A 26,060-nucleotide genomic window follows, 5' to 3' on the forward strand; every position below is an offset into this window, starting at 1 on the left:
ATGAAATATCGAGGGTTCGCCAGTATCCTAGCCCTGGAATGATTATTCGGCAAAATTGGGCAAAACATTAATATTTGCGCAGACTAATAAGCGTAGTAGCCGCCATAGGGACGCGACGAGGGGGGTGTCAGTTTGGTGAAATCGCGCTTCATTATGTCGTCGATGTCGAGATCAAAACTCTTGCAGAAGTCTTTGACGTGTTTCCTAAGCAGTTTATGGTCGGCGTCGGTCATCTCTCCGACCGCCGCCTCTTTGGCAAGGGTATGTTCCTCATAGCCGCCACGCAGGAAGATAGTTCCCCCATGCATGCCGGTGCCGGTAAAGTGGCCGGCGATGTTCTCACCTTTCTTCGCGTTCAGGCCTAATAGAATCTGAACACCCCCGGCCATGTATTCTCCGTAGAAATCGTGGGCTTTGCCTCCTACGACTATAACCGGGATCTGGTCTTCGTAGTCCTTCATGTGGATGCCTACTCGATAGCCGATATTTCCCAGAATATGGATGGTCCCGCCCCGCATGCCGTAGCCGATTACGTCGCCGGCGTCCCCATGTACGACGACCTTGCCGGCGTTCATCGTGTTGCCGACGCCGTCTTCGGCGTTATTGTTAACGACCACTGTCGGTCCGTCCATGAAGGCCGCCAGATCGTTGCCGGGAACTCCGATAATTGTTATTTTTACGTCCGCCCCTTGAAGGCCGTCCGCTATAAAACGCTGGCCGTTGACATTAAAAAGACGAATATCTTTCTCGCCAGCCCGGACGGCTTTCCGGACCATTTCGTTCAGTGGCCGATAATCAAGTCCGGCTGCGTCGATCTTTTTCATCGGCTCAAACGTTCCTTTCTAAGCGTTTCAGGAAAAATGGCGTATCCGAAGTTGTCGCTGATCAAGTCGTGCTTAAACGCTTTCACATTGACGCGGTCTTTAATCAAACCGGTCATAATGCCCGCGCGATCGATATCGCCGACGAAAACCGCGCCGACTACGCGATCTTTGTCCAGGATAACTTTTTTGTATGTGTTTGTTTCAGGATCGCTTTTCTGCAGTATCTCGTATTTCGGTCCGACAGCGTCATACATGCCGACCGTAATTGTCGGCAAACCGGAAACCTCAATAGAGTTCATCCCAAAGCTGCCGATATAATCCGTTATCCGGCCAGCCATATTCAAACCGGCCTTCTGACCTTGCTCGTAGGCGTTCGGCCAGATGGGCTGCGGGCGGCGTGTTTTTCTGAGGACGTCGAAGGTTTCCACGCAATCGCCCGCCGCGTAAACGTCTTTGACTGACGTCATGAGGTGTTCGTCGACCAGGATTCCGCGTTCTTTCGTGATTTTGGTGCCGTCGGTAAGCGCTGTGTTCGGCACTACCCCGATAGCCACGACGACCAGGTCTCCCTCGACATTACGGCCGCTTTTTAAGGAGGCGCCGACAACACTGCCCTCTCCGTCGCGGACGATGCCGGTCACGGTGTCGCCGGTCAATAGTGTCACGCCCAAGGCCTTCAGGTGCTCGCCGAACATCTTGCTGCCCTTCGCATCCAGAATCGTTGAGAGAACGCGGTCGGCCAGCTCGACTACGGTTACCTTAATACCGACATTTAACAGGCCTTCCGCCGCTTTCAAGCCGATCAACCCGCCGCCGATAACGATAGCCGTTTCGGCCTGGCGCGTCGCCTTCAGCAAGGCTTTGGCGTCGTCCCATTTGGTGAAGGTGAAAACGCCCGTGCCTTCCAGATTGGTGATGGGCGGAACAAACGGCGTACCGCCGGCGGCGATCAGCAGCTTTCCATACTTGATCTGCTTGGTCTTGCCTACGCCGACGGTGACCGTTTTGGCCGTCGTGTCTATTTTGGTCGCCGGAACGCCGAACATCGGCTCGACGGAATAATCTCTGTAGAACGTTTTAGGGCGATAATACATATTGTGCTGCTCGACCTTACCGCCTAGATAATAGCTTATCAAAGGCCGGGAATAGGTATGATAAGGCTCGTCGGAAATAACCGCGATGGTACCTTTTTTGTCGACCGAGCGGATGCCCTCGACGGCGCCGATGCCGGCGGCCGAGTTTCCGATGATGACGTAGTCCATCTTAGTCCTCTTCCTCTTCGATGATTATTAAGGCCTCGTTCGGGCAAGCCGCAACGCAAGCCGGTTCGTCCAGTTCTAAGCAAAGGTCGCACTTGCTGGCCGCTTTCTTGATCCTCTCGTCACGCTGGATGCCACCGTAAGGACAAACCATGACGCACATCCAACAGCCGACACAGCGTTCTTTGTCGTGCAGGACCGCACCGGTTTCCGGATCTTTGGTCATTGCGCCGGTGATACACGCGGTCACGCAAACCGGATCCTCGCAATGCCTGCACTGGAGGGCGAACGTCAGCGGCCGGCTTTCTTCGACGAGAATCCGGGATAGCGCCCGGGGCGTTTCTTCGTTAAAAGCGCGGATGATATCCTTCGATTTACTATGCGCGACGATGCAATGGATCTCGCAAAGCTTGCACCCGATGCAGACCTTCTCGTTGGCTATGATCTTTCTCTTCTTGGTCTTCTGTTTTGCTTTTGCCACTTTACTAGCGGCCCCCTCACCTTAATCCTCTCCCCGCAGGGGAGAGGAGACTATTATCATTCCCCGGCGTGCATGACGCCGAGGACGTCCATCTCACGTTCGTTCAAGGCGACCGCCCGTAGATGCAGACGGTTGCCTCGCAGCGACTCGACAGCGTTTATACCCATGCCGCCCAGAATCTCCTTGATCTCCAACGACCAGGCGCGCAGAAGGTTGTTCAGCCGGCGTGTTCCGATATCGGGATTGACTCTTTTGGTGAGGTACGGATCCTGCGTTGTAATCCCCCAAGGGCACTTGCCCGTGTAACATTTCTGGCACACGGTGCAGCCGACAGCGATCAACGCGCCGGTGCCGATGTATACGGCGTCGGCGCCTAATGCGATTGCCTTAACGATATCCGTCGAGTTTCTAAACCCGCCGGCCACGACGACCGAAGCCCACGTCCTGATGCCTTCGTCTCTTAAGCGCTGGTCGACCGCAGCAAGCGCCAGCTCTATCGGCATGCCGACGCTGTCTCGCGTCCTTGAAGGCGCGGCGCCTGTGCCTCCCCGCAAGCCGTCCAACGTAATAAAGTCGGCGCCCGCCCTGACAATGCCGCTGGCTATCGCCGCCGCGTTATGCACGGCGGCTATCTTCACGCCTACAGGTTTTGTGTACTCTACCGCCTCTTTCAGCGCGAAAATCAACTGTCTGAGATCTTCAATGGAATAGATGTCGTGATGCGGCGCGGGGCTAAGCGCGTCAGTGCCTTTGGGTATCATCCTGGTCACGGAGATTTCCGCGTCTACTTTCTCGCCCGGCAGGTGGCCGCCGATTCCCGGCTTGGCGCCCTGACCGATCTTAATCTCTATCGCGGCGCCGGCGTTCAAATAGTCCCTGGTGACGCCGAACCGCCCGCTGGCGCACTGGACGATCGTGTTAGGCCCATATTTGTAGAAGTCTTTATGTAAGCCGCCTTCGCCGGTGTTATACATCGTCCCGGAATCCCTGGCCGCGCGAGCCAGCGACTCGCAGACATTATAGCTGATAGCCCCATACGACATGGCGCCGAACATTATCGGCGTCTCCAGTTTCAGCTGGGGCGGCATTTTTGTTTTAAGTTTGGCTTGGCCGTTCTTGATATCAAACTCCAGCCTGTCCGGTTTGCGACCGATATACGTACGAAGTTCCATCGGCTCCCGCAAAGGATCGATTGAAGGGTTAGTGACCTGGCTGGCGTTTAATACAAGATGGTCCCAGTAAATCCGATGCGGGAGTTCGTCGCCGCAACTTGACAACAGCATCCCGCCGGTATCGGCCTGTTTATCAATATCCTTGACATAACGGTAGGTCCAGTTGGCGTGGGGTCTGATTGTCGAGGGGTGCGGGCGGACCACGATCGCTCTGGTCGGACAGTATTCGACACAGCGCTGACAGCCGACGCACTTCATCTCATCTTCACGCATCCTGTCGGCTTCAGGGTCATATGAATGTACCAGGAACGAACACTGACGTTCGCAAACGCGGCAGCGGATACACTTGTAATCGTCTCGTGTTACCTGGAATTCCGCTTTTGTTAAACCTTTAAACATACCTTAACGTCCTTAGAAATCTTGGCGCCCTTTTCCGGCTTGAGCCGCCCGATGACTGGTTCGCCGGCCGTCGGCATCCAGACTTTGTCCGGAGAAGCGATTTCCCTGATGGCCGCCTCTTCATTGGCGATGTAAAGGACATCGCCTTTCTCCGCGGCGACCAGGGGCCGTAGCTTTATGCGGTCATTAATGCCGATCATTCCCCCTGTGTGGCCGAGAATGAAGGCGAAAGGTCCGTTCAATAGACCTGAGCCATAGACCTGACGCAGAGCCGTCAGGGCCTTTCTTTGCTCTTCCGGCATGTGGTCGATCTGAACCCAGAAGGGCGCGGCCATAGCCATCGCCGCGATCTCGATCGGTAACCGGTGGCGCCGCAGCATCAAGTCGAACAGATAAGCGGTTACCTCCGTGTCGGTCTGCAGCGTGCATCTATAGCCGAACATCTCCAGGTAACGGCGGTTAATGCCGTAAGACGAGATCTCGCCGTTATGGATAATGGACCAGTCAAGCAAGGTAAAGGGGTGAGCCCCGCCCCACCAGCCGGGAGTATTGGTCGGAAAACGCCCGTGAGCCATCCACGTCCAAGCCTTGTATTCATCCAGACGATAGAAACGACCGATCGGGCCGGGATAGCCGACCGCCTTGAAGGCGCCCATGTTCTTGCCGCTGGACATGACGAAAGCGCCGGGAATCTCTGCGTTGATCTTCATGACCGCGTCAACGACGTAGTCTTCTTCCTCGCATTCGCTTAGACCTAGGACGTCCTCGTCAACCGAGAGGAAGTACCGCCACAGAATCGGCACGTTGGTAATGGACGGCGTCTTTCTGGTCGGAATCTCTTCCTCATGCTTAATCAGAAAGTAACTGTTGATGAGCTGTTCGGTTGCTTCTTTAGCGTCAAGATCTTCATATAGCATATGGAAGGCATAGTAATCCTTAAGCTCCGGATAGATACCGTAGGCTGCGAAACCGCCGCCCTGGCCGTTGCTGCGCACGTCCATGTTGCAGATGCTGGCGATGATGGCTTCGCCATCGACGCGCTCGCGGTTGCGGTTTATAAAACCTGTTAAACCGCAGGCGCTCATATCTTTTTCGTAACGATAGGTCACTTAATAAGTCTCCTTAAGATTAAAAATAGCCTAATTAATTAATCTTATGGCATGAAGGGGCGCTCGGTCAAATCAGAGTACAGGCAGGTATTTGTTGAGCTCGTACTCTGTGACTTGGATGCGATATTCTTCCCATTCCTTCTTCTTGATTTCGACGAAGCGGTTGAAGACATGGTCGCCCAGGGCCTTACGGACAAGCTCGCTCTTTTCGGTAAGCGCGATGGCCTCGCCCAGACTTCCCGGCAATGACTCGATCCCCAGCTTGGCGCGTTCCTTATCCGATAAATGATAGAGGTTTTTTTCCATCTGATCAGGCAGTGGATATTTCTTCTCGATGCCTTCCAGGCCGGCGGCCAGTAAAACAGCGAAGGTCAGGTAGGGATTGCAGGCCGGATCGGGGCTACGGAACTCCGCCCGCGTCGCTTTTTCTTTGCCGGGTTGGTATTCGGGCACCCTGATCAAGGCGCTTCTGTTACGCCGCGACCAGGCCACATAGACCGGGGCCTCGTAACCTGGGACCAGACGTTTGTAGGAATTGACCCACTGGGCAAAAACAGAAGAAATCTCGCGGGCGTGCTTGAGCTGACCGGCGATAAAATATTCCGCCGTCTGGCTCAGGAAATTCTCATCCTTCGCATCATAGAAAGCGTTCTTGCTTCCTTTGAACAATGACTGGTGGGTGTGCATGCCGCTGCCGTTCTGGCCGAAAATCGGTTTCGGCATAAAGGTCGCGTAGACGCCGGCTTTTTGCGCGATTTCCTTTACCACCAACCGGTATGTGACGGCCGCGTCAGCCATCGAGATCGCGTCGTCATAGCGCATATCGATCTCGTGCTGGCTCTCGCCTACTTCGTGATGGCTATATTCGATTCTGATGCCCATCTGCTCAAGGGCCAGGACAGTGTCGCGGCGCAGATCGGACGCAACGTCCAAAGGAGTCAGGTCGAAGTACCCGCCCTTGTCCAGAGTTTCCGTGCCGCCGCTTGTCCGGAAATAGAAGAACTCCAGTTCCGGCCCAACGTAGAAGTGGTCAAACCCCATCTTTTTGGCTCGCTCTAGTTGCCTTTTCAATACGTAACGGGGGTCGCCTTCGTACGGTTTCTTATCCGGCGTCAACACATCGCATATCATCCGGGCGACGCCCTGTTCCGTAGGCCGCCACGGCAGGATTTCAAAGGTCGACGGGTCAGGCATAGCGATCATATCGCTCTCTTCGATGTCCTGATAGCCGGTGATGCTGGAGCCGTCAAAGCCCATGCCCTGTTCTAAAGCCAGCTCGAGTTCGGATGCGGTAATCGCGAAGCTTTTCAGCATTCCTTGGATATCTGTGAACCATAGCCGGATGAACTTGATGCCCTTGTCTTTGACGGTCTTTAAAACGTAGTTCTTGTCCTTTACAGTCATTTTTTACCCCTTCGGTTTAATAGGTCTTATTTACCCGTATATGGCAGCGTAACCGTCTGTGAGAAATTCGCCTGCCCGGAATTCATGACACCACCGGTCACGGCTAGCGTAATTGGCAGACTCTCCTGCAGGCTGCCGTCCGGCAAAGTCGCCCTGACGCTGAAAGTGCCCGCCGGCAGGAAATTGAAAGCGTAGGTTCCATCGGCCCCGCTTGTCGTGGTGAGCAATATGGCCAGGGCGCCGATATTCTGCGCGTCAACTAAACCTCCGGGGACAAATGGTGGCTGAATTGCGCCCAACAGTTCGACGGGCGCGTTCGGGATGCCGGGTTCGCCCGGGTCCTGGATATGATTGTCGTTGTAGTCCCAAAAAACCGTTCCGGTGATGTTCCCGGAAACGTAGGACCCGATTATTATGGTCGGACCCGTCGGTGTGAACGGTAGGCTGGCCTGGGGGGATATACTAAGACTCCCAAAATTGTAGACGCCGAGCGGAGCCGATACGATGGCCGGGTAGGTGATACTCGAAAAAACAGAAGACGCAGGGAACGACTCCGTGTATGGAGTGCCGGCGTACATCGGCTGGCCCACCCCTAATGTCACGGTCCAGGTTATGGTATAAGGCGTGCCCGCCGGCAAGCCGGTTTGGTCAAAGGTAACGGGGATACTACCAATGACAACCTCGGCGTCAATAGCAATCGCGGCCGGCGCGCCGAAACCGTAAATCAGCATGGTCGCCGCCAACAGGATTCCGGTAAAACGGTATTTAGACATCATGATTCCCTTTTCAATGACAAATCCTCCGGTGAACAAACTCTATTGTACACATCTGGAGCGCGAGACTCTATACGCTTAGTGTTTCTTTGCTGGTATAATTTTGTGGCGTGCCGAGGTGGCGGAATAGGTATACGCGCCGGTCTCAAAAACCGGTGGGGGTGACTCCATACGGGTTCGATTCCCGTCCTCGGCACCATTCTTCGCAGTTGGACTCCGATATTCGTCTCCGTCCTTATCGGGCGCTACGAACGGCAGGCCATCTCTAGACTGTTTCTTTAGGTTCCTCGTAGACGCCTATGGCGCGAAGACGATCGTACCTCTGGCTCACAAGATCCTGGACAGGGATGGTCAGTAGCTTGGCCAGGTGTTTGTTTAAAGCCTTGTGAAGGTTCTCGGCGGTTTCGGTCGGCGAACGATGGGCGCCGCCGACGGGTTCTTTGATTATCTCGTCGATTAAGCCCTGTTTCTTCAACGCTTCCGCGGTCATCTTCAAGCGCTCCGCGGCTTCCGGGGCTTTAGCGGCGTCTTTATAGAGAATAGAAGCGCAGCCCTCCGGGCTGATGACCGAATACCACGAGTTCTCAAGCATTAGGAGACGGTCCGAAACACCGATGGCCAACGCGCCGCCGCTGCCCCCCTCGCCGATGTTGACCGCGATTATCGGGACTTTAAGCCGGCTCATCTCCAAAAGATTCTCGGCAATCGCCCAAGCTTGGCCGCGTTCCTCGGCGCCGACGCCCGGGTAGGCGCCCTGCGTGTCAATTAGCGTAATAACCGGCATATTGAACTTCTCGGCCAACCGCATCAGCCGCAACGACTTCCGGTAACCCTCCGGATGGGGGCTGCCGAAATTGCAGGCCACGCGTTCTTTAGTGCCCCGGCCTTTGTGTTGCCCGATGATCATTACCGACTGGCCGTCCAGAAAAGCGGGGCCGCCGATTATGGCTTTGTCGTCGCCGAAAAGTCTGTCACCATGGAGCTCGGTGAAATCGTGCCAAAGCATCTCTATGTAGTCGCGGGCTAGCGGGCGGTCGGGGTGCCGGGCGATCTGGACCCTCTGCCAGGGTGTCAGCTTGCTGTAGACCTTTGTCTTCAACTCGCCGATCTGCTTATCCAGCTCGGCAATCTCCGGAGACAGGCCTTCTTTGGATCCAGCTGACAATCTCTTCAGCTCCTCTATCCGCTTCTCAAGTTCGAGAATCGGTTTTTCGAAATCCAACGCGTATTCGGACAAATGCGTTAATTCCCTCCCGGCTTGCCTTGCAGCCGTTTGACTTGTTTCTTTATCGTTTTGGCTCCGCTGGTAACGCCGCGTTTGACTGTTTTTTGGACGCTCTTTTGCACTTTCTTGGCGGTCGCCGCGCCCGGAACGATATCGCCGACCAAAATAGGCTGGCTTCCGGCCGCTTCCGGGTTGCCCAACAGGAACAGGTCGAGCAGGGCGGCGATGGTGCCCTTTATCTTGCGGCGTTCGATGACCATATCTACCATGCCGTGGTCCAGCATGAACTCGGCGGTCTGGAAACCGTCCGGCAGCTTTTCACGAATCGTCTGCTCGATGACGCGGGCTCCGGTGAAGCCGACCAAAGCGCCGGGTTCGGCGATGATGACGTCCGCCAAAGCCGGAAAACTGGCCAGAACGCCGCCGGTTGTCGGGTGGGTAAGGATCGAGATATACGGCACGTCTCGATCGGACAACTTGGCCAGCGCGGCGCTGGTCTTAGCCATCTGCCCCAGGCTGAACATGCCTTCCTGCATCCGCGCGCCGCCCGACGCCGCGATTACGATCAGCGGATACTTTTTCCGCGCCGCGTATTCGATCGCCCGGGTGACTTTCTCCCCGACTACGCTGCCCATGGAGCCCCCGATAAAGCGGAAATCCATGACGGCGACAATGACGTTGCGCCCGTTAAGTTTTCCATAACCGGTGACGACCGCTTCATTCAAACCGGTGTTCCGCTGCGACGTCTCCAGGCTTTCCTCATAGGTCTTCTTGCCCGCAAAACCGAGCGGATTGGACGGAGTGATCTCGCCGAAAAGTTCCCTGAACGAGCCTTTATCGAGCATGAACTCCAGACGCTCGTGCGCGCTTAAGGGATAGTGGAAGGAGCAGCCCGGACAAACTTTCTGCGCGGCGTAGAACTCCTTTTGAAAGATTATTTCACCGCAAGCGGCGCACTTCGACCAGATACCTTCGGGAATGCCTTTCTTAACGCCGTCGGTGTCTGATTGCCTTTCGGGAACTTCTATGTAGGAGTCTTTGCCTTTAATCCAGTCGCTTATGCCCATTGGACTTATATTATGTTCCATCAGCCATTGATTATCAACACCGCCTGCAACTGCCTAAACAACAACCACTCCAGCGCTTTGGTGCGCTGGAGTGGTCTGTGATTGTTTATAAAATATCCTGTATTTGGTTTTAGCCGACCTGCGGCAGGGCGGCGATGGCGCGGGCTTCGTCCGCTTCTGAATACTCGTCGTCCTCGAGCTTGCCGTTCAAATAAGCGTCGTAGGCCGACATGTCGAAGTACCCGTGCCCGGTCAAGAGGAAGCAGAGGGTTTTTTCCTCGCCGTTCTCCTTGCAACGCATCGCTTCGTCAATGGCCGCTTTGATAGCGTGGGCCGACTCCGGCGCCGGGATGATACTCTCCGTCCGGATAAACTGCAGCGCGGCTTCAAAGACACCGAGTTGCTTATATGCTATAGCCTCGATGATGCCCTCGTGATGCAGCGCGGAGATAATCGGGCTATCGCCGTGATAACGCAAGCCGCCGGCGTGAATCGGGGCCGGCACGAAATCGTGGCCCAGCGTGTACATCTTGACGACCGGAGCCATCTTGGCCGCGTCGCCGTAGTCGTAGGCGTACAAGCCCTTGGTTAACGTCGGGCACGAAGCCGGTTCCACCGCAACTAAACGGACGTCGGTCTTGCCGGCTAGCTTGTCCCGAACGTAGGGCATGCTGATACCGCCGAAACTCGAACCGCCACCGACGCACCCGAAGATAACGTCGGGCTCGTCCTCAACCAGCGCGAACTGCTTCTGTGTCTCCTCGCCGATGATAGTCTGATGCAAGATGACGTGGTTCAATACACTGCCCAAAGAGTAGTGCGTGCCCGGATGCGTCACCGTATCCTCGACCGCTTCGCTGATGGCAAGGCCCAAACTGCCCGGATGGTTAGGATTCGCCGCCAGAGCAGCTTTGCCAGCGTTGGTTTCTGTGCTCGGGCTGGGCGTTACTCTCGCCCCATAGGTCTCCATCATCATATGCCGGTACGGCTTCTGCTCGTAGCTCGACTTGACCATATAGACCTGGCACTCCAAGCCCATGAGCTGGCAGGCCATAGACATGGCGGAACCCCACTGTCCGGCGCCGGTCTCCGTCGCCAGCCGCGTCGTGCCTTCCACCTTATTGTAGTAGGCCTGGGCAACCGCGGTATTTGTTTTATGAGAACCCGCCGGACTGCCGCCCTCGTACTTGTAGTAGATCTTAGCCGGCGTGCCCAAAGCCTGCTCCAAGCGCTTAGCGCGGAAAAGCGGACTAGGCCGGTAGAGCTTATAGACGTCCAGCACCTCCTCGGGGATATCGATGAACCGATCCTGGCTCATCTCCTGCATAATCAGCCCCATCGGGAACAGCGGCGCGAAGTCCTCCGGCCCGGCCGGCTTGAGCGTCTGCGGACTCAGCGGCGGATCCATGGCCACCGGCATATCCGGCAGAATGTTGTACCATTTCCTAGGCATGTCCTGTTCTTCTAAAATAATCTTCGTTCTATCCATACAAATCACTCCCTTCTTTTGTCTTTGCTTTTTGTTTTTGCTCTACCAAACACGTGACATTAGCCGGATGTTATTGTTTCTGATCCACCATGCACGAGATTTGCTGGTAAAGTAAGCCTCGTCTCAGTTCCTGCGATTCGGCATAAACAGCCGAATCCTAGGATGACTGTTATTGTATTAGGTTTTGCGCCATCGCGCCTCCTCGCCAATATACTTTACCGCATTTCCGCTTTAAGTTCGGAAATGAATCCGGCCGCCGAGGCGACGCCTTCCGCACCGCCGGCCGCTAACCTATCAATCAACGCGCTGCCGACAATCACACCGTCGGCCAACCTTGAAAGTTCCGCGGCCTGGGCCGCCGTCGACACGCCGAATCCGACCGCGACCGGCTTGTCCGTTGTTTGCTTAACTGTTTCTATGAAGGCGGGCAGGCCCGGCGCCAGTTTCGCGCGGCCCCCGGTCACGCCGGCCAGAGAAACGCAATAAACAAATCCGTCGCTGGCCTCGGCCGCCCCCCGGATCCGCGCCGGCGAACTTGTCGGCGCGACCAAAAAAACCGTGCCTAAACCCTGCGCGCCGGCGGCCGTCTGCCACTTGCCTGCTTCCTCAGGCGGCAGATCGGGCACAATCGCCCCGTCTACCCCGGCCGCGGCGGCGGCTTCGGCGAAAGGCTCCAGGCCATACCGGAAGATAATGTTGTAATACGTCATGACCAGGATCGGCGTTTGCGTTACCTTCCTGGCTTCGGCTACGGCTGCCAACGCTTTATTGGGCGTCATACCGCCGGCCAGCGACTCTTCCGACGCTTTCTGGATAGTCGCCCCGTCGGCCAACGGATCGGAGAACGGAATCCCGACTTCGATTAAGTCCGCGCCCGCGTCAGCGATTGCCGTAATCGTTTTGGCGGAATCGAGACCGCGTGGATATCCGGCCATAATGTATGTTATCAACGCGGCGTGCCCTTCCTTTTTAAGCGCCTCGAAAGTCTTGTCTATCCGGTTCATCAAGCTTCACCTTCCGAAGAATTCTGCCTTACGATATCCATATCTTTGTCGCCGCGCCCCGATAGATTAACCACGACATAGTCGCTTTCCCGCAGTCGCGGCTTAAGGATTTCCAGGTACGCCAGCGCGTGCGAGGATTCCAGAGCCGGGATTATCCCCTCCAGGCGGCACAAGCGATGAAATGCCTCTAAAGCCTGGTCGTCGGTCACCGTAACGTATTCGACCTGGCCGGTGTCTTTCAGATGGGCGTGCTCGGGGCCGACGCCCGGGTAGTCCAAACCGGCAGAAATGGAATGGGCTTCCTTAATCTGACCGTTCTCGTCCTGGAGAACGTAGCTTAACGAACCGTGCAGAACGCCGGGGTCGCCAAGCGTCATCGAAGCCCCGTGCTTGTCGGTATCCAAGCCAAGACCCGCCGGCTCCACGCCTATCAAAACGGTTCCCCGGCCTATGAACGGGTAGAATGCGCCGATGGCGTTGCTGCCGCCGCCTACGCACGCCACCAAATAATCCGGCGCCCGCCCCTCCGCTTTTTGCGACTGGCGTTTGATTTCCGCGCCTATGACCTTTTGAAATTCGCGGACGATTGTCGGATAGGGATGCGGTCCCATGACGGAACCTAAAACATAAAATGTTGTTTGCACGTTGGAAACCCAATCGCGCATCGCTTCGTTGATGGCGTCCTTTAAAGTCCGGCTGCCCGAGGAAACGGGAATCACCTGCGCGCCAAGCAACTTCATTTTGTATACGTTCAGCGCCTGGCGGGCTATGTCTTCCTCGCCCATATAGATCTGGCATTCCAGGCCGAATCTCGCCGCCGCCGTGGCTGTCGCCACGCCGTGCTGACCGGCGCCCGTTTCCGCAATTACCCTTGTCTTGCTCATCTTCTTGGCCAGCAGAACCTGGCCGATAGTGTTGTTGATCTTATGCGCGCCCGTATGGGTCAAGTCCTCGCGCTTTAAGTAGATCCGAGCGCCGTACCGGTCTGATAAGCTGTCCGCGCGGTAAAGCGGCGTCGGCCGTCCCGCATATTCCCTTAAGTAATAACCGAGCTCGGTTTGGAAAGAGTCGTCCTGCTGGTATCCGGTAAACGCCTCGTCCAGCTCTGCCAGAGCCACCATCAGAGTCTCTGGCACAAACTGTCCGCCATATTCTCCAAACCGCCCTTTTCTGTCTGTCATGAAAGTTCCTCCGTCCTTTTTACCGCCTTGATGAAATCGCGGATTTTCCGCGCGTCTTTTTTGCCCGGCGCTGATTCGACGCCGCTGCTTACGTCGACCGCATAAGGCTTAACCTTGGCAATCGCTTCGGCTACGTTATCGGGATTCAATCCGCCGGAGAGGATTACCGGATTATGCCCGGCCGCCCGGCCGGCGAGATTCCAATCAAATGTCCGGCCCGTACCGCCGGCCAGTCCCTCGACGAAAGCATCCAGGACGATCGGACCTTGGCCGTATTCTTTAAGCCCGGCCAGGCTGGTCTTATCCTTGATACGAAAGACCTTGACGGCTTTCCGTCCGAAAAGCTGGCAGTAGCCCGGTGTCTCAGAACCGTGAAACTGCAAAAGGTCCAGCCCGCATTGTCCGGTAATGTCCCGCACGGTGGCCGCGTATTCATCCACAAACACTCCGACTATCGATACGAACGGCGGCAATCCTTCGCAGATGCTCGCCGCTTCCTCGGGCGTTACCCGCCTGGGGCTGTCGGCGAAAACAAAACCTAAAGCGTCGGCTCCAAGCTCGATAGCCGTAATCGCGTCAGCTTTATTTGTAATCCCACACACCTTTACCTTAACCACTGACAACCGCCTGCTTGATGTCATCTATCAGCGCCTGCATATTGTCCGCTCTGATCAAGCTCTCGCCGACCAGGACCGCGTCAGCCCCGGCCGCTCTGACTCTGCCGGCCTCGCCCCGTCCGAAGATGCCGCTCTCACTGACCTTTAATATTCCCTCAGGCAAGCCGGGCAGCAATCGCTCAGTCGCGGCGACATCGGTTTCAAACGTATTTAGGTCGCGGTTGTTAACGCCGATGATACCGGCGCCCGCCGAGACGGCTTTCGACACGTCCTCCTCCGTATGTGTTTCGACCAAAGCGTGGATGTCGATGGCGTCGCATAAAGCGAGAAACGAGTTGAGGGTTTGTGCGTCCAGAAGACCGGCGATCAGCAGGACCGCGTCGGCTCCATATGCTTTCGCCTCGTAGATCTGGTATTCGTCGATGATAAAATCTTTTCGCATAACCGGCAGATCGGTAACCGCCCTGGCGGTCACCAGATCGTCTAAACCCCCGTCAAAGAATTCCCGGTCCGTTAAGACCGATAGCGCGTCGGCCCCGGCTAACTCATAGGAAACGGCCAACACGCCTGGTTCCATGTCCTTGGATAAGACGCCGCGGCTTGGCGAAGCTTTCTTGATCTCCGCTATCAAACTCAAGTTAGGGCCGCCAAGCGCGTCTTTGAAATCTCGGGCGGGGGCGATAAAGTTCGCGCGCAGCATCAAGGCCTCCGCCGAAGCCCTCTGCTTCTTATCTTCGATTTCCCGACGTTTGTGGGCGACGATTTTCGCCAAGATAGACATGTTAGTTTCCTTCCTCCGCGTATTGCCGGGACACGGCTACCAGCCGCGCCAGTTTGGCGCGAGCCGCGCCGCTATCAATGGACGTCGCCGCAAGCTGCAGACCGGAGCGCAAGTCCGTCGCCAGGTCGGCCGCCACCAGCGCCGCGGACGCGTTCATTATGACAATATCCCGCCGCGGACCCTTTTCTCCGTCCAGGACGGCTGTAAGATACTTGGCGTTGGCGGCCGCTTCTCCCCCTTGCAGGTCGGAGATGTCAGCGCGCGGCAGACCCAAATCTTCCGGCCTTACAATATAAGTTGATACCGAACCGTTTTTCAGCTCCGAGACCTGCGAGCTACCCAGCGTCGACAATTCATCCAGCCCACCGGCCCCGTGCACGACAAGCGCGTGAGTCGCGCCCAGATTACCAAGCACCAAAGCCATTGTCTCCGTCAAGGCCGGGCTGTATACGCCAAGTACTTGAGCCGAGGCGCCGGCTGGATTGGTCAACGGTCCCAGGATGTTGAAAACCGTCCTGATGCCCGTCTGTTTCCGCGCCGGCATTACGTATTTCATCGCCGTATGCAGAATTGGCGCGAACAGAAATCCGATACCCGCTTCCTCAATCACCTTGCTTGTGGCCTGCGCGTCCAGGTCGATAACAACGCCCAGCGCTTCCAGAACGTCGGCGCTGCCGCACTTCGAAGACACCGACCGGTTGCCGTGTTTGCCGACGCGCGCTCCGGCCCCCGCGGCGACGAAAGCGGCGGTTGTCGAGATGTTAAATGTCCCCGTTTCGTCCCCGCCGGTGCCGCAGGTGTCGACTATTGAACCGTCGCTTAACTTGACCGGTTCCGCTTTTTCCCGCATGACGGAGGCGAAAGCGGTTATCTCCTCAACGGTCTCCCCCTTCATGCGCAGCGCGGTTAAAAGCGCCGCGATCTGCGCGTCGGTCGCCGCGCCGCTCATAATCACGTCCATGACCTCTCTGGCTTCGGCACCGGACAGATCTACGCCGGAGACTGTCTTACCAATGGCTTTAGTTATCATTTGACTCGACTCCCTTTAGTTCGACTCGCCTTTAACGAGTCTGATGAAATTGGCCAGCAGGTTTTTACCTTCCTCGGTGAGGATGGATTCTGGATGAAATTGCACGCCCTCGATAACGCCCTGAACATGCCTTAAGCCCATGACGGTTCCGTCTTCCGTCCGGGCGGACACCTCCAGAAAATCAGGCAGACTCCCTTCATCCACAATCAAGGAATGGTATCTTGTCGCCTCGAAAGGCTGGGAAAGACCTTTGAAAATCGTTTTGCCGTCGTGGTGGATTGACGATGTCTGTCCGTGAACAGGATGGCCGGAACAGTAGACCCGCCCGCCCAACGCTTGCGCTATCACCTGGTGGCCGAGGCAAACACCTAGAATGGGGACCTTGCCGCCGAATCTCTTGACGATGGCTAAGGATATCCCGGCTTCGTCAGGCGTACACGGCCCCGGTGAGATTATTATTGCCTCCGGCGCCATATCGGCAATGATGTCGAGGGTTATTTTGTCGTTGCGGCAGACCTTCGTGGCGCAGCCCAGCTCAGCCAGATACTGAGCCAGATTAAAGACAAAGGAATCGTAGTTGTCGATTATCAGGAACACGACGCCTCCTCCGCCATCTCGATCGCGGTCAATAAGGCTTTCGCTTTGTGTCCGGTCTCGCGGTATTCAAAGGCAGGCTCAGAGTCGTAGACTATACCCGCGCCCGCCTGAAAATACGCCGACCCGTCTTTGACTACAATCGTCCGGATCGTTATGCAGGCGTCCAGGTTTCCGGCGTAACCGAAGTAGCCGACGGCCCCGGCGTACGGGCCGCGTCGCGTCGGTTCCAATTCGTCGATTATCTCCATCGCCCTGACTTTTGGAGCGCCGGAGACCGTACCCGCCGGAAAGCAGGCTCTAAGCGCGTCAAAGGCGTCCTTGCCTTCATCCAGGCGACCGGTGACCGTGGAAACCATGTGCGCGACATGCGAGCACCTTTCGATCTCCATCAGCTCGTCGACCTGAACGGTCCCGGGGCGGCAAACACGTCCCAAATCATTGCGTCCCAGGTCTACCAGCATGATGTGCTCGGCTTTTTCCTTACGGTCGCCGAGCAGCTCTTTCTCAAGCCGGGTGTTCTCCGCCGCGTCCGTTCCCCTCGATCTTGTTCCGGCGATCGGCCTGGTCATAACCTTGTCGCCCTCTAGCCTGACCAGCGGCTCCGGCGACGAGCCGGCGATCTGGAAGTCTTTTAACGACAGATAATACATGTAAGGAGCAGGATTAACCGTGCGCAGCGCCCGGTAAACGTCAAATGCCGAGGCCTCGATCTCCGTTTTGAACCTTTGGGACAGGACCACCTGGAGGATGTCGCCTTCGATAATCTTCCGACGGGCAGCTGAGACGACGTCGCGGAAATCGCTTTCAGAAAAAGTCGACTCCGGCGTTTTCTTCGGTGGCGATCCGTTGAAGGAAATGGGTTTCAGCCGGACGCCCGGCTTTTCCAGGCGGCTAACCATTTCTTCGATTTTCGCGGTCGCCGAGGCATAGGCCGCTTCGGCGTCGCCGTTGACGTGAGCGTTGGCGACCGCGGCAATGCGGTGTTTTAAATGGTCAAAGACGAATAGGGTGTCGGCCAGCATAAAAACCATGTCGGGCAGAGACAGATCGTCATGTGTGGCGTCCGGGATGTCCTCGAAATACCGAACGGCGTCATAGCTGATATAGCCGACGGATCCCCCGAAGAAAAGGGGTAAACCGTCGATAGCCGCCGGCGTGTAAGCCGACATGATCTGCTTTACGACTTTCAGGGGGTCTTCGGTCCGGATCGTTTCGACAATACGTCCGTCGCCGTCTTCTACGATGACTGTTCCGTTTTTTGCCTTGATGACGCGGCTCGGTTCGGCTCCCAGGAAAGAATAGCGTCCGAAACGCTCTCCTCCCTCCGCGCTTTCCAGTAGGAACGCGTAGCCGTCGGTCTTGAGTTTTAGAAACGCCGATACGGGCGTCTCCATATCCGCGACCACTTCCCGGTAGACGGGAATAAGATTATAACTGGCCGATAATTTTTTAAATTCGTCAACGTCTAAGTTGTACATGTCGCTCCCGCAAAAATAAAAATACCTCTCATCCCATATTGGGACGAGAGGTTTATCTCCCGCGGTGCCACCCAACTTCGTCCCGGTGTCTCGACCGGAACCTCGTTAAGCCACGCTAGCTTCGCTAGTTGTTAGCTATTAGTTATTAGCAATTAGTCTACTAAATACCAACTACCAACCACTAACTGCTGTTAATGGCCCTGCCCTTGATAACGGGGGCTGCCGTCAAAGCCTACTCGCCAAGTCTTTCGCTTTCGGTTTGCCTCTCCGGGGCCCAATCGACCGACGACTTGCGTTCCGCTTCCACCATCCGGAACTCGCTAGATGCCGTCTCTCCGGCCTACTTTCCCCTTCATCGAGTTTATGGCTATATTCGATTAATTAATAATTCTACAGGCATTTTTGCAATCTGTCAAACTTTAAAAAACCGCTTGATTCTCTCATCCTAGGAGTATAATTAAATTACAGTACCGGATATCCGGGAGCAGATATGGCGTGCGAGAATCCAACTGTATGGGGCGACATGATTTCGCGCTATACGGAAACGGGGGAACGGCGCCGGGCAGAAGCTATCAGGTTTGAAGGAACGTCCTAGAGCCAAATTCATGGAGTTCCTTGAGAGAAAACCCTGTAGGGTCGCTGATAGCGGTGCGAAGGCTCCCGGATTTCATTTCATGAGCGCCTCGATGGCGCGAATGAAATCGTGAACCCTCTCCCCTGGGGGAGAGGGCCTGGGTGAGGGTGATAACCCGACCCGGGAACCTTAGACGATTTCCTGGGTGAGGGGAATGCCCTGACCGGGAAACCTGGACGAATTCCTGGGTGAGGGGGATAACCCGACCCGGGAACCTTAGACGATTTCCCGGGTGGGGGGCGCAACCAATAGCCATAATCCTTTGGACACTCACGATTCTCTGGGGCGGGGTCATCTTTTATTTTTCCTCGCTGGCCGGGTCGCAGATCCCGTCCGTCATGCCCGACTTTATTCCTCACTTCATCGAGTATTTCATCTTCGCCGCCTTGACCGCGGCCGCCGTCTGGTCGACAAAAAAGGAATTGCCCGCCGGCCGTTTGGGCCTTTGGGCAATTACCATAACCGCTATATATGCCGCGTCGGACGAATTCCACCAGGCTTTCGTCCCAGGCCGCACCCCCGATGGCAAGGATTGGGCCGTTGACGTAGCCGGCGCCATCGCTGTCGCGGGGATTATCTATCTGGTCAGAGTTCTACGGTCACGCAGGTAAGCGTGCGCGAGACTCCTTCGATCTTTTGAATCTTGGCGACGATCAAGTCGCCGATGGCGCTGAAATTAGTAGCCTCGATATAGGCGATCGCGTCGTATGGACCGGTGACGGCGTTGATCATCTTAACACCCTGGATCTTGCTGATCCCTTTAACGATATCCGTCGCCTTGCCCGGTTCCGCGCTAATCAAAACAAAAGCTGTTACCATTGTGGATCACCCCCTTGCTGGAATTCTATCACTAATCCTCGAGAATACGGAAGAAACAGCTTCTTTCGCCTGTGTGGCAGGCCGGTCCGGTCTGTTCGACCTTTACCAACAAGGTATCCGCGTCGCAGTCGTACCTGATTTCCTGAACGCGCTGGACATTGCCCGACGTTTCCCCTTTGTGCCATAGAAGTTGACGGCTCCGGCTCCAGAACCAGGTATCGCCGGACTCGATCGTTCGAGCCAGAGATTTCCTGTTCATAAAAGCCAGCATCAGGACCTCGCCGCTGGACGCGTCCTGAACAATCGCCGGAATCAAGCCTTTCTCGTCAAACTTCAGCTCATCTAGGTTCATACGACCTCCTGAACAACAGAAAGACCGCGAGGAGTACAAAAACCGCGATGACTAGTTTCAAACCTGTGCATATCATCTCTGTTTTATAATCTAACCTCAATGCCGTTGTCTTTAAGGTACTCTTTCACTTGTCTGATGGTTAGCTCGCCGTAGTGGAACAGGCTGGCCGCCAGGACCGCGTCGGCATTCGCCTCAACAATGACTTCCAAAAAATGCTCCAGTTTGCCTGCGCCGCCGGATGCGATGACCGGCAGGTTTACCGCGTCGGTAATCGCCTTGGTTAGCGGGATATCGTAACCGTCTTTGGTACCGTCCCGGTCCATGCTGGTCAAAAGGATCTCGCCGGCGCCCTTCTCCTCGCACTTCCGCGCCCATTCAATGGCGTTGATCCCGGTCGGTGTGCGGCCCCCATTCAGGTAGATTTCCCAGCTGTCGCCGGTTTGTTTCGCGTCGATAGCGACAACGACGCACTGGCTGCCGAATTTCTCGGCGCCTTCGGTGATCACGGAAGGATCCTTGACGGCCGCCGTGTTGACCGAGATTTTGTCGGCGCCCGACTCCAGCATCCGTCTCATGTCTTCGATGTTCCTGATACCCCCGCCGACAGTATAGGGAATAAATACCTTTTCGGCCGTCCGCCTGGCTACGTCATACATAAGATCACGTTTCTCGTGCGAGGCCGTGATATCAAGAAACACCAGCTCATCGGCATCCTGGCGGTTATACTCGTTGGCCAGCTCCACCGGGTCGCCGGCATCCCGCAACTGGACGAACTCGATGCCTTTGACGACGCGCCCTTCCTTCACGTCCAGGCAAGGGATGATACGCTTAGCCAGCATCGCCGGCCGCCTTAATCGCTTCTTCCAGGGTAAACGCCTTTTCATAAAGCGCCTTGCCGACGATGACGCCTTCCACGCCTTCCGACTCGATGGCTTTCAAGGCTCTGATATCGTCGAGCGTTGCGATGCCGCCCGACGCCGTAACCGGAACGCCGACAGCCCGCGCCAAAGAACGCGTCGCCTGTACATTCGGGCCGACCTGCATGCCGTCCCTGGCTATATCCGTGTATATGATTCGCGACACACCCAACTCGGCCAGCTTCCGGCCGGCCTCGATGATGTTTTGGCCGGTGTCTTTCGTCCAGCCCTCCACGGCCACCTTGCCCTGTCGGCCGTCCAGGCCGACGACGATCCTCTCCCCGAACATCTCCAGGGCGCGATGAAAAACGGTCGGTTCGGTGATTGCGATGGTGCCTAGCACGACCTGACCGACGCCCATGTCCAAGAGGCGTTGTATCGCCTCGATTCCGCGTACGCCGCCTCCGAACTGAACGGGGATGTCCAGTTCCTGCACAATCTTCCTGACCGTCTCCAGATTCTTCGGCAGACCCTGAAACGCGCCGTCGAGGTCGACGACATGGATAATGTCGGCCCCGTGTTTCTGCCAGCGAAGGGCCATCCGGACGGGATTGTCGTCGTAAACGGTAACCTTGTCAGCCTGGCCCTGAAGTAGCCTTACGCATTTGCCGTCTTTAATGTCGATCGCAGGATAGATAATCATCGTATCACCATGTCTCTCTCGTTGGGCAGTTAGTAGTTAGTGATTAGTAAAACCAACCAACAACCAACTGCTAACCACTAACCACAGGCGGTAAGTCCGGCAAAATTCCTAAGAACTTGCAGCCCATGCTCGCCGCTTTTTTCAGGGTGAAACTGTGTGCCGAACACATTGCCCTTGTATACCGCCGAAGCGTAGGTTAAGCCGTAATGCGTCGTCGCCGCGATATTCCGGTCGTAGTCGGGCAAAAAATAATACGAATGCGCGAAATAGAACCTGGCCCTGGCCGGGATATCCTTAAAGATCGGAATGCCCGGCGTAACTGTTATTTCATTCCAGCCCATCTCAGGAATCTTCTCCGTATCCGGCAGCTTAACGACCTGCCCGTTAATCAAGCCCAGCCCTTCCAGGCGCCCGCCTTCCTCGCTTCTGTCGGCAAACATCTGCATTCCTAAGCAGATCCCGAGAAACGGGGTGCCCGCGTCAACAACCTTTCGTATCACCGCGTCCAACGACGTCTCTCTTAAAAACGCGATGGCGTCGCGAAATGCCCCTACGCCGGGTAACACGACGGCGCGGCTACTTAATATCTCAGCCTCGTCACTCGTGATAGCGGCCTTTATGCCAATGAATTCAAAAGCCTTTTGGACGCTTCTTAAGTTTCCGATCTCGCAATCGATTATCGATATCATGACAGCAAAGAGCCGAGAGCAGAGGGCCTAGAGCAATTCTCCCGGTCTTCGGCGTCTTTTCCTGGCAGCACGTTTTCTCCGGATTTAAGCATTTTCTCTTCGCTCTTAGCCCTACGCCCTAGGCTACAGGCTGCCTTTCGTGGATGGAATACCTTTGACGCGCGGGTCTAAGGCGGTGGCCATATCCAACGCCCGGCCGAGCGCCTTGAAAACGGCTTCGATGATGTGGTGCGCGTTATTGCCCGAAGCGAGCGCGCGAATGTGCAGCGTAAGCCCCATGTTTCCAGCCAACGCCTTGAGAAACTCCTCAACCAGAGAGGTGTCGAACGTTCCGATCAACTCGACCGGTAGATCGATGTCGTAGTTTAAATGCGGGCGGCCGCTTATATCCGCCGCGGCCAGGACCAGACACTCGTCCATCGGCAGCAGAGAATAACCGTATCTGGCAATGCCGGCTTTGTCTCCCAAAGCCTCGCCAAAGGCTTGGCCCAGGCAGATGCCGGCGTCCTCGACGGTGTGGTGCGCGTCTACTCCGGTATCCCCATCCGCTTTTATCGTCAGGTCGAAAAGACCGTGCTTGGTAAACAGGTCGAGCATGTGATCGAAAAACGGGATGCCTGACTCGATCGACGCGCTGCCTGAGCCGTCGATATCAAGTTCCACCGATATCTTGGTTTCCTTGGTCGCCCGTTCGACGACCGCCTGCCTGTTGCCCATCTATTGCCTCCGCGCGATAACCGCTTTGATGGCCTCGTTCACTTCTAATGATACTATATCCGCCCCTTCTTTCATGAACAACGCCGCCTCGTCGCGGCGGAGTGGATTAACGATAATCGCCGATAGAAACACGCAAGGCGACGCCGGGTCTACGTTGGCGTTCTTAACGGTCAAAAGGTCATCCATGACGTCGCCGACATACAAGGTCACCGCTCCGTCCAGTTTGGCGGCCAGCTTATGCAGCGCCGTCGGGCGAGGTTTGCGCATATCGGGATCGCTGCCGTTGTCGTAAAAAACCGCCTCGGAAGCGATGAATCCGTTTAGCCCGGCTCTTTCCAAGCCGACCTCCGCTTCCTCCTTGGTCCGGCCCGTTAGTATGCCTACCTTGGGCATGAACGGCTCCAGCAACGTCTTGTCCAGCAGGACCCTTTCCTCGTTCAAAAGCCCTTTGCGTTTGTTGAATTTAGGCTTGTGTCCGTAGAGCCGCTCGCAATAGTCAACGCCGCCATATAACTCCTGAAACAGCGTCTCTATCTTCTGCCTGTCAAAGCGCGCTTCCGCTCGCTCCCGCTTCCGTTTGTCCAAAAGAGGGAACAAAACGGTCATCGCCCCATGCATGCCGCCTCCGGCCCGGCCGGCCGCCGCTGTGAATTCCTCCAGAGTCATGCCCTGGGTGCGCAAGAGGTTGAGGTCTTCGGTATCTAGAAGCTCCGCTTTGGCCAGGTAGAACATAATGGCCGCGCTGGATAGATCCCAGTCGTTGTTATAGCCTCCGGCCAGTTTGAAAAGCTGCGTTTCCGAAGGCAGTACCAAAATCGCGTCACCGCTAAATCCAACCTGGCGCGTCAGGTACAACTGAACGGTCTGGCTGATGGCGACGCGGAATGAAGCCGAGACGTCGATGACGACGCCGTCAATGTCCAGGATAACGCTGTCGATCTGCGAGATCAGTCCGGTTTGGTCGCTCTTTAGCCAGATACGCGGCGTCGCGCGCTCATAACCGTCGGTAAGCTCGGTCGGCCTGTCGGAGACTCCGCTCACAGGGATTCCTTTAAGGCCGCCAGAAACGCGCTGTTCTCATCGGGAGTCCCGATCGTCACCCGCAGGCAATTCTCAAGATATGGCTTGCCGCTGAAGTTCCTTATCTGCACGCCTTTACCAAGCAGACCGTCGAATACCGCGTTGGCGTCGCGCTCCGTCCGAAACAGGATAAAGTTGGCGTAAGACGGAAACGGCTTGTTGCCCGCCATTTCTTCCAGCGCCATCAGCACTCGATCCCTTTCGTCGACTATCTCAGCGACCTTCCGCAGGACGGCGTCTTTTCTCTGCCAGACCAACGCGGCCGTGATTTGCGACAGCCCGTTTAGGTTGTAAGGCAGCTTCACCTTGTCCAATCCGGTGATAATCCCTTCGTCGGCCAGCGCGTACCCGACACGAGCCGCCGCCAACCGGAAGGCTTTGCTGAACGTCTTGACGACGACCAGATTCTTGTATTGTTTGATAAGCGACAGGCAGGTTTCGCCGGAGAACTCCCCATAGGCTTCGTCGACGACGACCAGGAAATCCCCCATCCGGCAGACTTGTTCGATATCGCTTTGAGGAATGAGGTTTCCCGTCGGATTGTTCGGACTGTTTAAAAAGACAATGTCCGGCTTATTCCGGTTGAAGGCCTCGCGCGCCGCGTCGACGTCAAAGCTGAAGTCTTTCTCCAGAGGAACTAAAACGGCTTCCGTTGAGGCGATCCGGCATAACACGTCGTGCATCGAATAGGTCGGCTCGAACAGCATGGCTTTGCGTCCGGGACCGCCGAAGGCCAATAAAAGGTCCAGGATGACCTCGTTGCTGCCGTTACCCGCCATGACGTTTTCCAGCCCGAGTTGGTACCCGTCAGCCAGGTTTTGCCTGAGCCACTTAACCCCGATATCCGGATAACGGTTGAAGTCAGTGCCGGCCAGCGTATCCAGGACGTCTTTGATAACTTCGTCCGGCAGATTCCAGGGATTCTCGTTGGAGTCCAGCTCAACCTGAGCGCGCGTCACCGGCACCGCGTACGGCTTAATGCCTTGTAGGTCGTCTCTAACGGGCGGCGTCTTCCTCCCGCCCGTGAACAGCGTTACCATTTTTTGATCCTAACGTCTATTGCCTTGGCATGTTCTTTCAAGCCTTCCGTTTCGGCAAGTTTTTTAACGTCCTTCGCCGCGGCTTTCAGCGCGTCCTTGGAATACCTGATCACGCTGGTTCTTTTAACGAAATCATTGACGCTTAGGGGCGAGGCGAAACGTGCCGTCCCGTTGGTCGGCAGGGTGTGGTTCGGCCCCGCGATGTAATCGCCAACGACTGCCGGCGTCCAGGGTCCTATGAAAATAGCGCCGGCGTTGGAAATCATCCGCGCGACCGCGTCGGCGTTCTCGGTAAGAATCTCCAGGTGTTCGGGCGCGATGATGTCGCTGATGGTCACGGCATCGTCAATCGACTCGACCAAAAGTATCTTGAAATTACCGTCGCCGACTTTCGCTCTTACGCTTTCAGCCAGATATTGGGCATTCGTCACCAGGATGGACAGCGCCCTCGGGTCATGCTCTGCTTGGGCCTTCATGTCCTGGGCGACGAAATCCGCGTCCGCGCTGGCGTCGGCGATAATCAGAACCTCACTCGGGCCGGCCAGCATATCGATGCCCGCCTCCCCGAACACCTCCCGCTTGGCCATCATCACGTATACGTTGCCGGGGCCAGCGATTTTATCGACCTTAGGAACGGTCGCCGTACCGTAAGCCATGGCGGCGATCGCCTGCGCGCCGCCGATCCGGAATACTCGGTCAACAGCCGTTACGGCGGCTACGGCCAGGATATTGGAATCGACCTCGCCGTCCTCGTCAGGCGGCGTGCACATGATTACTTCGGGCACGCCGGCGGTCTTGGCCGGCACGGCGTTCATAAGCACCGTCGACGGATACGGAAAACGGCCTCCCGGAATGTATAGGCCGGCGCTGTTCAGAGGCGTTACCCACTCCTCAACCAGGATATTTTCGTCCTCGAGCCTTACCTCGCCCGCTTTGGACGCTTCGCAGAAGCGGCGGATGTTGCCGGCCGACTCCCGCACGGCATCCATAAACGACATGTCGGCGCGACTCCTCGCTTCATCAAGCTCTTCTCGGGTGACTTCGAACTCGTCCGGAGCGATCTTGACGCCGTCGAACTTCTCCGTATACTCGGCCACGGCCTCGTCGCCACGCGTCCGCACGGCCTCCACAATCTCGCGAACGACCGGCAGCACCGACTCGTCGACAAGTGGTTTTCGACCTAATAGTTTTAGTATCTCGGCAGGCTTAACGCCGCCTACCACCTCAATGATTTCCATAATAATCTCAGTTTAGCATAGCTGTTGTTCTCGTTTTTTGT

26 protein-coding genes, 1 tRNA gene, 1 pseudogene and 1 other annotated feature are annotated in these 26,060 nt (G+C 56.2%); of the genes and pseudogenes, 2 read left to right on the forward strand and 26 right to left on the reverse strand.

Annotated features, from left to right (window positions below):
* Positions 1–83 precede the first annotated feature (83 nt).
* From WC891_00875 to WC891_00905, 7 genes are all read right to left on the reverse strand, one after another.
* Positions 84–824, reverse strand: coding sequence for a hypothetical protein (locus tag WC891_00875; protein ID MFA5866508.1), 741 nt, complete (start codon positions 822–824; stop codon positions 84–86).
* Positions 821–2,086, reverse strand: coding sequence for an FAD-dependent oxidoreductase (locus tag WC891_00880; GenBank protein ID MFA5866509.1), 1,266 nt, complete (start codon positions 2,084–2,086; stop codon positions 821–823). Before WC891_00880 ends, WC891_00875 begins: the two co-directional genes overlap by 4 nt.
* A 1-nt stretch (position 2,087) precedes the next feature.
* A complete protein-coding gene (locus WC891_00885; GenBank protein ID MFA5866510.1) occupies positions 2,088–2,564 on the reverse strand; it encodes a 4Fe-4S dicluster domain-containing protein in 477 nt (158 codons plus the stop codon).
* Between the two features lie 56 nt (positions 2,565–2,620).
* A complete protein-coding gene (locus tag WC891_00890) occupies positions 2,621–4,135 on the reverse strand; it encodes a glutamate synthase-related protein (protein ID MFA5866511.1) in 1,515 nt (504 codons plus the stop codon).
* Positions 4,120–5,220, reverse strand: a complete 1,101-nt coding sequence (locus WC891_00895; protein ID MFA5866512.1) for a glutamine amidotransferase family protein — start codon at positions 5,218–5,220, stop codon at positions 4,120–4,122. The genes WC891_00890 and WC891_00895 overlap by 16 nt, the downstream gene beginning before the upstream one ends.
* 96 nt (positions 5,221–5,316) lie before the next feature.
* Positions 5,317–6,648, reverse strand: coding sequence for a glutamine synthetase family protein (locus tag WC891_00900; GenBank protein MFA5866513.1), 1,332 nt, complete (start codon positions 6,646–6,648; stop codon positions 5,317–5,319).
* Between the two features lie 26 nt (positions 6,649–6,674).
* Entirely contained in the window at positions 6,675–7,460 is a 786-nt protein-coding gene (locus tag WC891_00905; protein ID MFA5866514.1) for an SdrD B-like domain-containing protein, read from the reverse strand.
* Between the two features lie 73 nt (positions 7,461–7,533).
* Here WC891_00905 and WC891_00910 point away from each other — a divergent pair.
* Positions 7,534–7,620, forward strand: a tRNA-Leu gene (locus WC891_00910).
* 66 nt (positions 7,621–7,686) lie between these two features.
* On the opposite strand, the gene WC891_00915 is transcribed toward WC891_00910, so the two are convergent.
* The 10 genes from WC891_00915 to trpE form a co-directional block, all read right to left on the reverse strand.
* The gene (locus WC891_00915) at positions 7,687–8,658 is read right to left on the reverse strand and encodes an acetyl-CoA carboxylase carboxyltransferase subunit alpha (GenBank protein MFA5866515.1); all 972 of its coding nucleotides are present in this window, start codon (positions 8,656–8,658) and stop codon (positions 7,687–7,689) included.
* A gap of 5 nt (positions 8,659–8,663) precedes the next feature.
* Positions 8,664–9,713, reverse strand: a complete 1,050-nt coding sequence (gene accD / locus WC891_00920; GenBank protein MFA5866516.1) for an acetyl-CoA carboxylase, carboxyltransferase subunit beta — start codon at positions 9,711–9,713, stop codon at positions 8,664–8,666.
* 130 nt (positions 9,714–9,843) lie between these two features.
* Positions 9,844–11,202: a TrpB-like pyridoxal phosphate-dependent enzyme gene (locus WC891_00925; protein ID MFA5866517.1), complete on the reverse strand. Its 1,359-nt coding sequence runs from the start codon at positions 11,200–11,202 to the stop codon at positions 9,844–9,846.
* Positions 11,203–11,417: 215 nt separating this feature from the next.
* The gene (gene trpA / locus WC891_00930) at positions 11,418–12,206 is read right to left on the reverse strand and encodes a tryptophan synthase subunit alpha (protein MFA5866518.1); all 789 of its coding nucleotides are present in this window, start codon (positions 12,204–12,206) and stop codon (positions 11,418–11,420) included.
* The gene (gene trpB, locus WC891_00935) at positions 12,206–13,387 is read right to left on the reverse strand and encodes a tryptophan synthase subunit beta (protein ID MFA5866519.1); all 1,182 of its coding nucleotides are present in this window, start codon (positions 13,385–13,387) and stop codon (positions 12,206–12,208) included. The genes trpA and trpB overlap by 1 nt, the downstream gene beginning before the upstream one ends.
* Positions 13,384–14,004: a phosphoribosylanthranilate isomerase gene (locus WC891_00940; GenBank protein MFA5866520.1), complete on the reverse strand. Its 621-nt coding sequence runs from the start codon at positions 14,002–14,004 to the stop codon at positions 13,384–13,386. Before WC891_00940 ends, trpB begins: the two co-directional genes overlap by 4 nt.
* Positions 13,997–14,785 carry an indole-3-glycerol phosphate synthase TrpC gene (gene trpC / locus WC891_00945; GenBank protein MFA5866521.1) on the reverse strand — a complete coding sequence of 263 codons (789 nt, stop codon included), beginning with the start codon at positions 14,783–14,785 and terminating at the stop codon, positions 13,997–13,999. Before trpC ends, WC891_00940 begins: the two co-directional genes overlap by 8 nt.
* Position 14,786: 1 nt before the next feature.
* Positions 14,787–15,815 (reverse strand): anthranilate phosphoribosyltransferase, encoded by a 1,029-nt coding sequence (gene trpD / locus WC891_00950; protein MFA5866522.1) that lies wholly within the window; start codon positions 15,813–15,815, stop codon positions 14,787–14,789.
* A 15-nt stretch (positions 15,816–15,830) separates the two neighbouring features.
* Positions 15,831–16,412, reverse strand: a complete 582-nt coding sequence (locus WC891_00955) for an aminodeoxychorismate/anthranilate synthase component II (protein ID MFA5866523.1) — start codon at positions 16,410–16,412, stop codon at positions 15,831–15,833.
* Positions 16,403–17,890: an anthranilate synthase component I gene (gene trpE / locus WC891_00960; GenBank protein ID MFA5866524.1), complete on the reverse strand. Its 1,488-nt coding sequence runs from the start codon at positions 17,888–17,890 to the stop codon at positions 16,403–16,405. Before trpE ends, WC891_00955 begins: the two co-directional genes overlap by 10 nt.
* Positions 17,891–17,926: 36 nt before the next feature.
* Positions 17,927–18,255, reverse strand: a binding site (T-box leader).
* A gap of 457 nt (positions 18,256–18,712) precedes the next feature.
* On the opposite strand from trpE, the gene WC891_00965 reads away from it, so the two are divergent.
* Positions 18,713–19,135 (forward strand): VanZ family protein, encoded by a 423-nt coding sequence (locus WC891_00965; GenBank protein ID MFA5866525.1) that lies wholly within the window; start codon positions 18,713–18,715, stop codon positions 19,133–19,135.
* Here WC891_00965 and WC891_00970 read toward each other — a convergent pair.
* The 9 genes and pseudogenes from WC891_00970 to hisD all read right to left on the reverse strand — a co-directional run bounded on the left by WC891_00970 (position 19,110) and on the right by hisD (position 26,019).
* Complete coding sequence (locus tag WC891_00970; GenBank protein MFA5866526.1) at positions 19,110–19,343, reverse strand: Lrp/AsnC ligand binding domain-containing protein; 234 nt, start codon at positions 19,341–19,343, stop codon at positions 19,110–19,112. The genes WC891_00965 and WC891_00970 overlap by 26 nt on opposite strands.
* A 37-nt stretch (positions 19,344–19,380) precedes the next feature.
* A pseudogene (gene hisI, locus WC891_00975) lies at positions 19,381–19,695 on the reverse strand (phosphoribosyl-AMP cyclohydrolase).
* Between the two features lie 83 nt (positions 19,696–19,778).
* Positions 19,779–20,534 (reverse strand): imidazole glycerol phosphate synthase subunit HisF, encoded by a 756-nt coding sequence (gene hisF, locus WC891_00980; GenBank protein ID MFA5866527.1) that lies wholly within the window; start codon positions 20,532–20,534, stop codon positions 19,779–19,781.
* Positions 20,524–21,255 carry a 1-(5-phosphoribosyl)-5-[(5-phosphoribosylamino)methylideneamino]imidazole-4-carboxamide isomerase gene (gene hisA / locus WC891_00985; GenBank protein ID MFA5866528.1) on the reverse strand — a complete coding sequence of 244 codons (732 nt, stop codon included), beginning with the start codon at positions 21,253–21,255 and terminating at the stop codon, positions 20,524–20,526. The genes hisF and hisA overlap by 11 nt, the downstream gene beginning before the upstream one ends.
* A gap of 77 nt (positions 21,256–21,332) precedes the next feature.
* Positions 21,333–21,944: an imidazole glycerol phosphate synthase subunit HisH gene (hisH, locus tag WC891_00990; GenBank protein ID MFA5866529.1), complete on the reverse strand. Its 612-nt coding sequence runs from the start codon at positions 21,942–21,944 to the stop codon at positions 21,333–21,335.
* A gap of 123 nt (positions 21,945–22,067) precedes the next feature.
* The gene (hisB, locus tag WC891_00995; GenBank protein ID MFA5866530.1) at positions 22,068–22,661 is read right to left on the reverse strand and encodes an imidazoleglycerol-phosphate dehydratase HisB; all 594 of its coding nucleotides are present in this window, start codon (positions 22,659–22,661) and stop codon (positions 22,068–22,070) included.
* The gene (locus tag WC891_01000; protein ID MFA5866531.1) at positions 22,662–23,702 is read right to left on the reverse strand and encodes an HAD family hydrolase; all 1,041 of its coding nucleotides are present in this window, start codon (positions 23,700–23,702) and stop codon (positions 22,662–22,664) included.
* A complete protein-coding gene (hisC, locus tag WC891_01005) occupies positions 23,699–24,781 on the reverse strand; it encodes a histidinol-phosphate transaminase (protein MFA5866532.1) in 1,083 nt (360 codons plus the stop codon). Before hisC ends, WC891_01000 begins: the two co-directional genes overlap by 4 nt.
* Positions 24,775–26,019 (reverse strand): histidinol dehydrogenase, encoded by a 1,245-nt coding sequence (gene hisD, locus WC891_01010; protein ID MFA5866533.1) that lies wholly within the window; start codon positions 26,017–26,019, stop codon positions 24,775–24,777. The genes hisC and hisD overlap by 7 nt, the downstream gene beginning before the upstream one ends.
* Positions 26,020–26,060 lie beyond the last annotated feature (41 nt).

The sequence above is a fragment of the Actinomycetota bacterium genome (assembly GCA_041658625.1).
Lineage (GTDB): Bacteria > Actinomycetota > JAHEXW01 > JAHEXW01 > JAHEXW01 > JBAZZW01.

Bases quoted from the DNA above. Each gene is read 5' to 3' on its own strand.
- hisB (MFA5866530.1), bottom strand. From the start codon at position 22,661: ATGGGCAACAGGCAGGCGGTCGTCGAACGGGCGACCAAGGAAACCAAG.
- trpD (MFA5866522.1), bottom strand. From the start codon at position 15,815: ATGATAACTAAAGCCATTGGTAAGACAGTCTCCGGCGTAGATCTGTCC.
- WC891_00880 (MFA5866509.1), bottom strand. From the start codon at position 2,086: ATGGACTACGTCATCATCGGAAACTCGGCCGCCGGCATCGGCGCCGTC.
- WC891_00925 (MFA5866517.1), bottom strand. From the start codon at position 11,202: ATGGATAGAACGAAGATTATTTTAGAAGAACAGGACATGCCTAGGAAA.
- trpB (MFA5866519.1), bottom strand. From the start codon at position 13,387: ATGACAGACAGAAAAGGGCGGTTTGGAGAATATGGCGGACAGTTTGTG.
- hisF (MFA5866527.1), bottom strand. From the start codon at position 20,534: ATGCTGGCTAAGCGTATCATCCCTTGCCTGGACGTGAAGGAAGGGCGC.
- WC891_00875 (MFA5866508.1), bottom strand. From the start codon at position 824: ATGAAAAAGATCGACGCAGCCGGACTTGATTATCGGCCACTGAACGAA.
- accD (MFA5866516.1), bottom strand. From the start codon at position 9,713: ATGGGCATAAGCGACTGGATTAAAGGCAAAGACTCCTACATAGAAGTT.
- trpE (MFA5866524.1), bottom strand. From the start codon at position 17,890: ATGTACAACTTAGACGTTGACGAATTTAAAAAATTATCGGCCAGTTAT.
- WC891_00890 (MFA5866511.1), bottom strand. From the start codon at position 4,135: ATGTTTAAAGGTTTAACAAAAGCGGAATTCCAGGTAACACGAGACGAT.
- WC891_00895 (MFA5866512.1), bottom strand. From the start codon at position 5,220: ATGAGCGCCTGCGGTTTAACAGGTTTTATAAACCGCAACCGCGAGCGC.
- hisC (MFA5866532.1), bottom strand. From the start codon at position 24,781: ATGGTAACGCTGTTCACGGGCGGGAGGAAGACGCCGCCCGTTAGAGAC.
- hisH (MFA5866529.1), bottom strand. From the start codon at position 21,944: ATGATATCGATAATCGATTGCGAGATCGGAAACTTAAGAAGCGTCCAA.
- trpA (MFA5866518.1), bottom strand. From the start codon at position 12,206: ATGAACCGGATAGACAAGACTTTCGAGGCGCTTAAAAAGGAAGGGCAC.
- hisD (MFA5866533.1), bottom strand. From the start codon at position 26,019: ATGGAAATCATTGAGGTGGTAGGCGGCGTTAAGCCTGCCGAGATACTA.
- hisA (MFA5866528.1), bottom strand. From the start codon at position 21,255: ATGATTATCTATCCTGCGATCGACATTAAAGACGGCAAATGCGTAAGG.
- WC891_00970 (MFA5866526.1), bottom strand. From the start codon at position 19,343: ATGGTAACAGCTTTTGTTTTGATTAGCGCGGAACCGGGCAAGGCGACG.
- trpC (MFA5866521.1), bottom strand. From the start codon at position 14,785: ATGTCTATCTTGGCGAAAATCGTCGCCCACAAACGTCGGGAAATCGAA.
- WC891_00900 (MFA5866513.1), bottom strand. From the start codon at position 6,648: ATGACTGTAAAGGACAAGAACTACGTTTTAAAGACCGTCAAAGACAAG.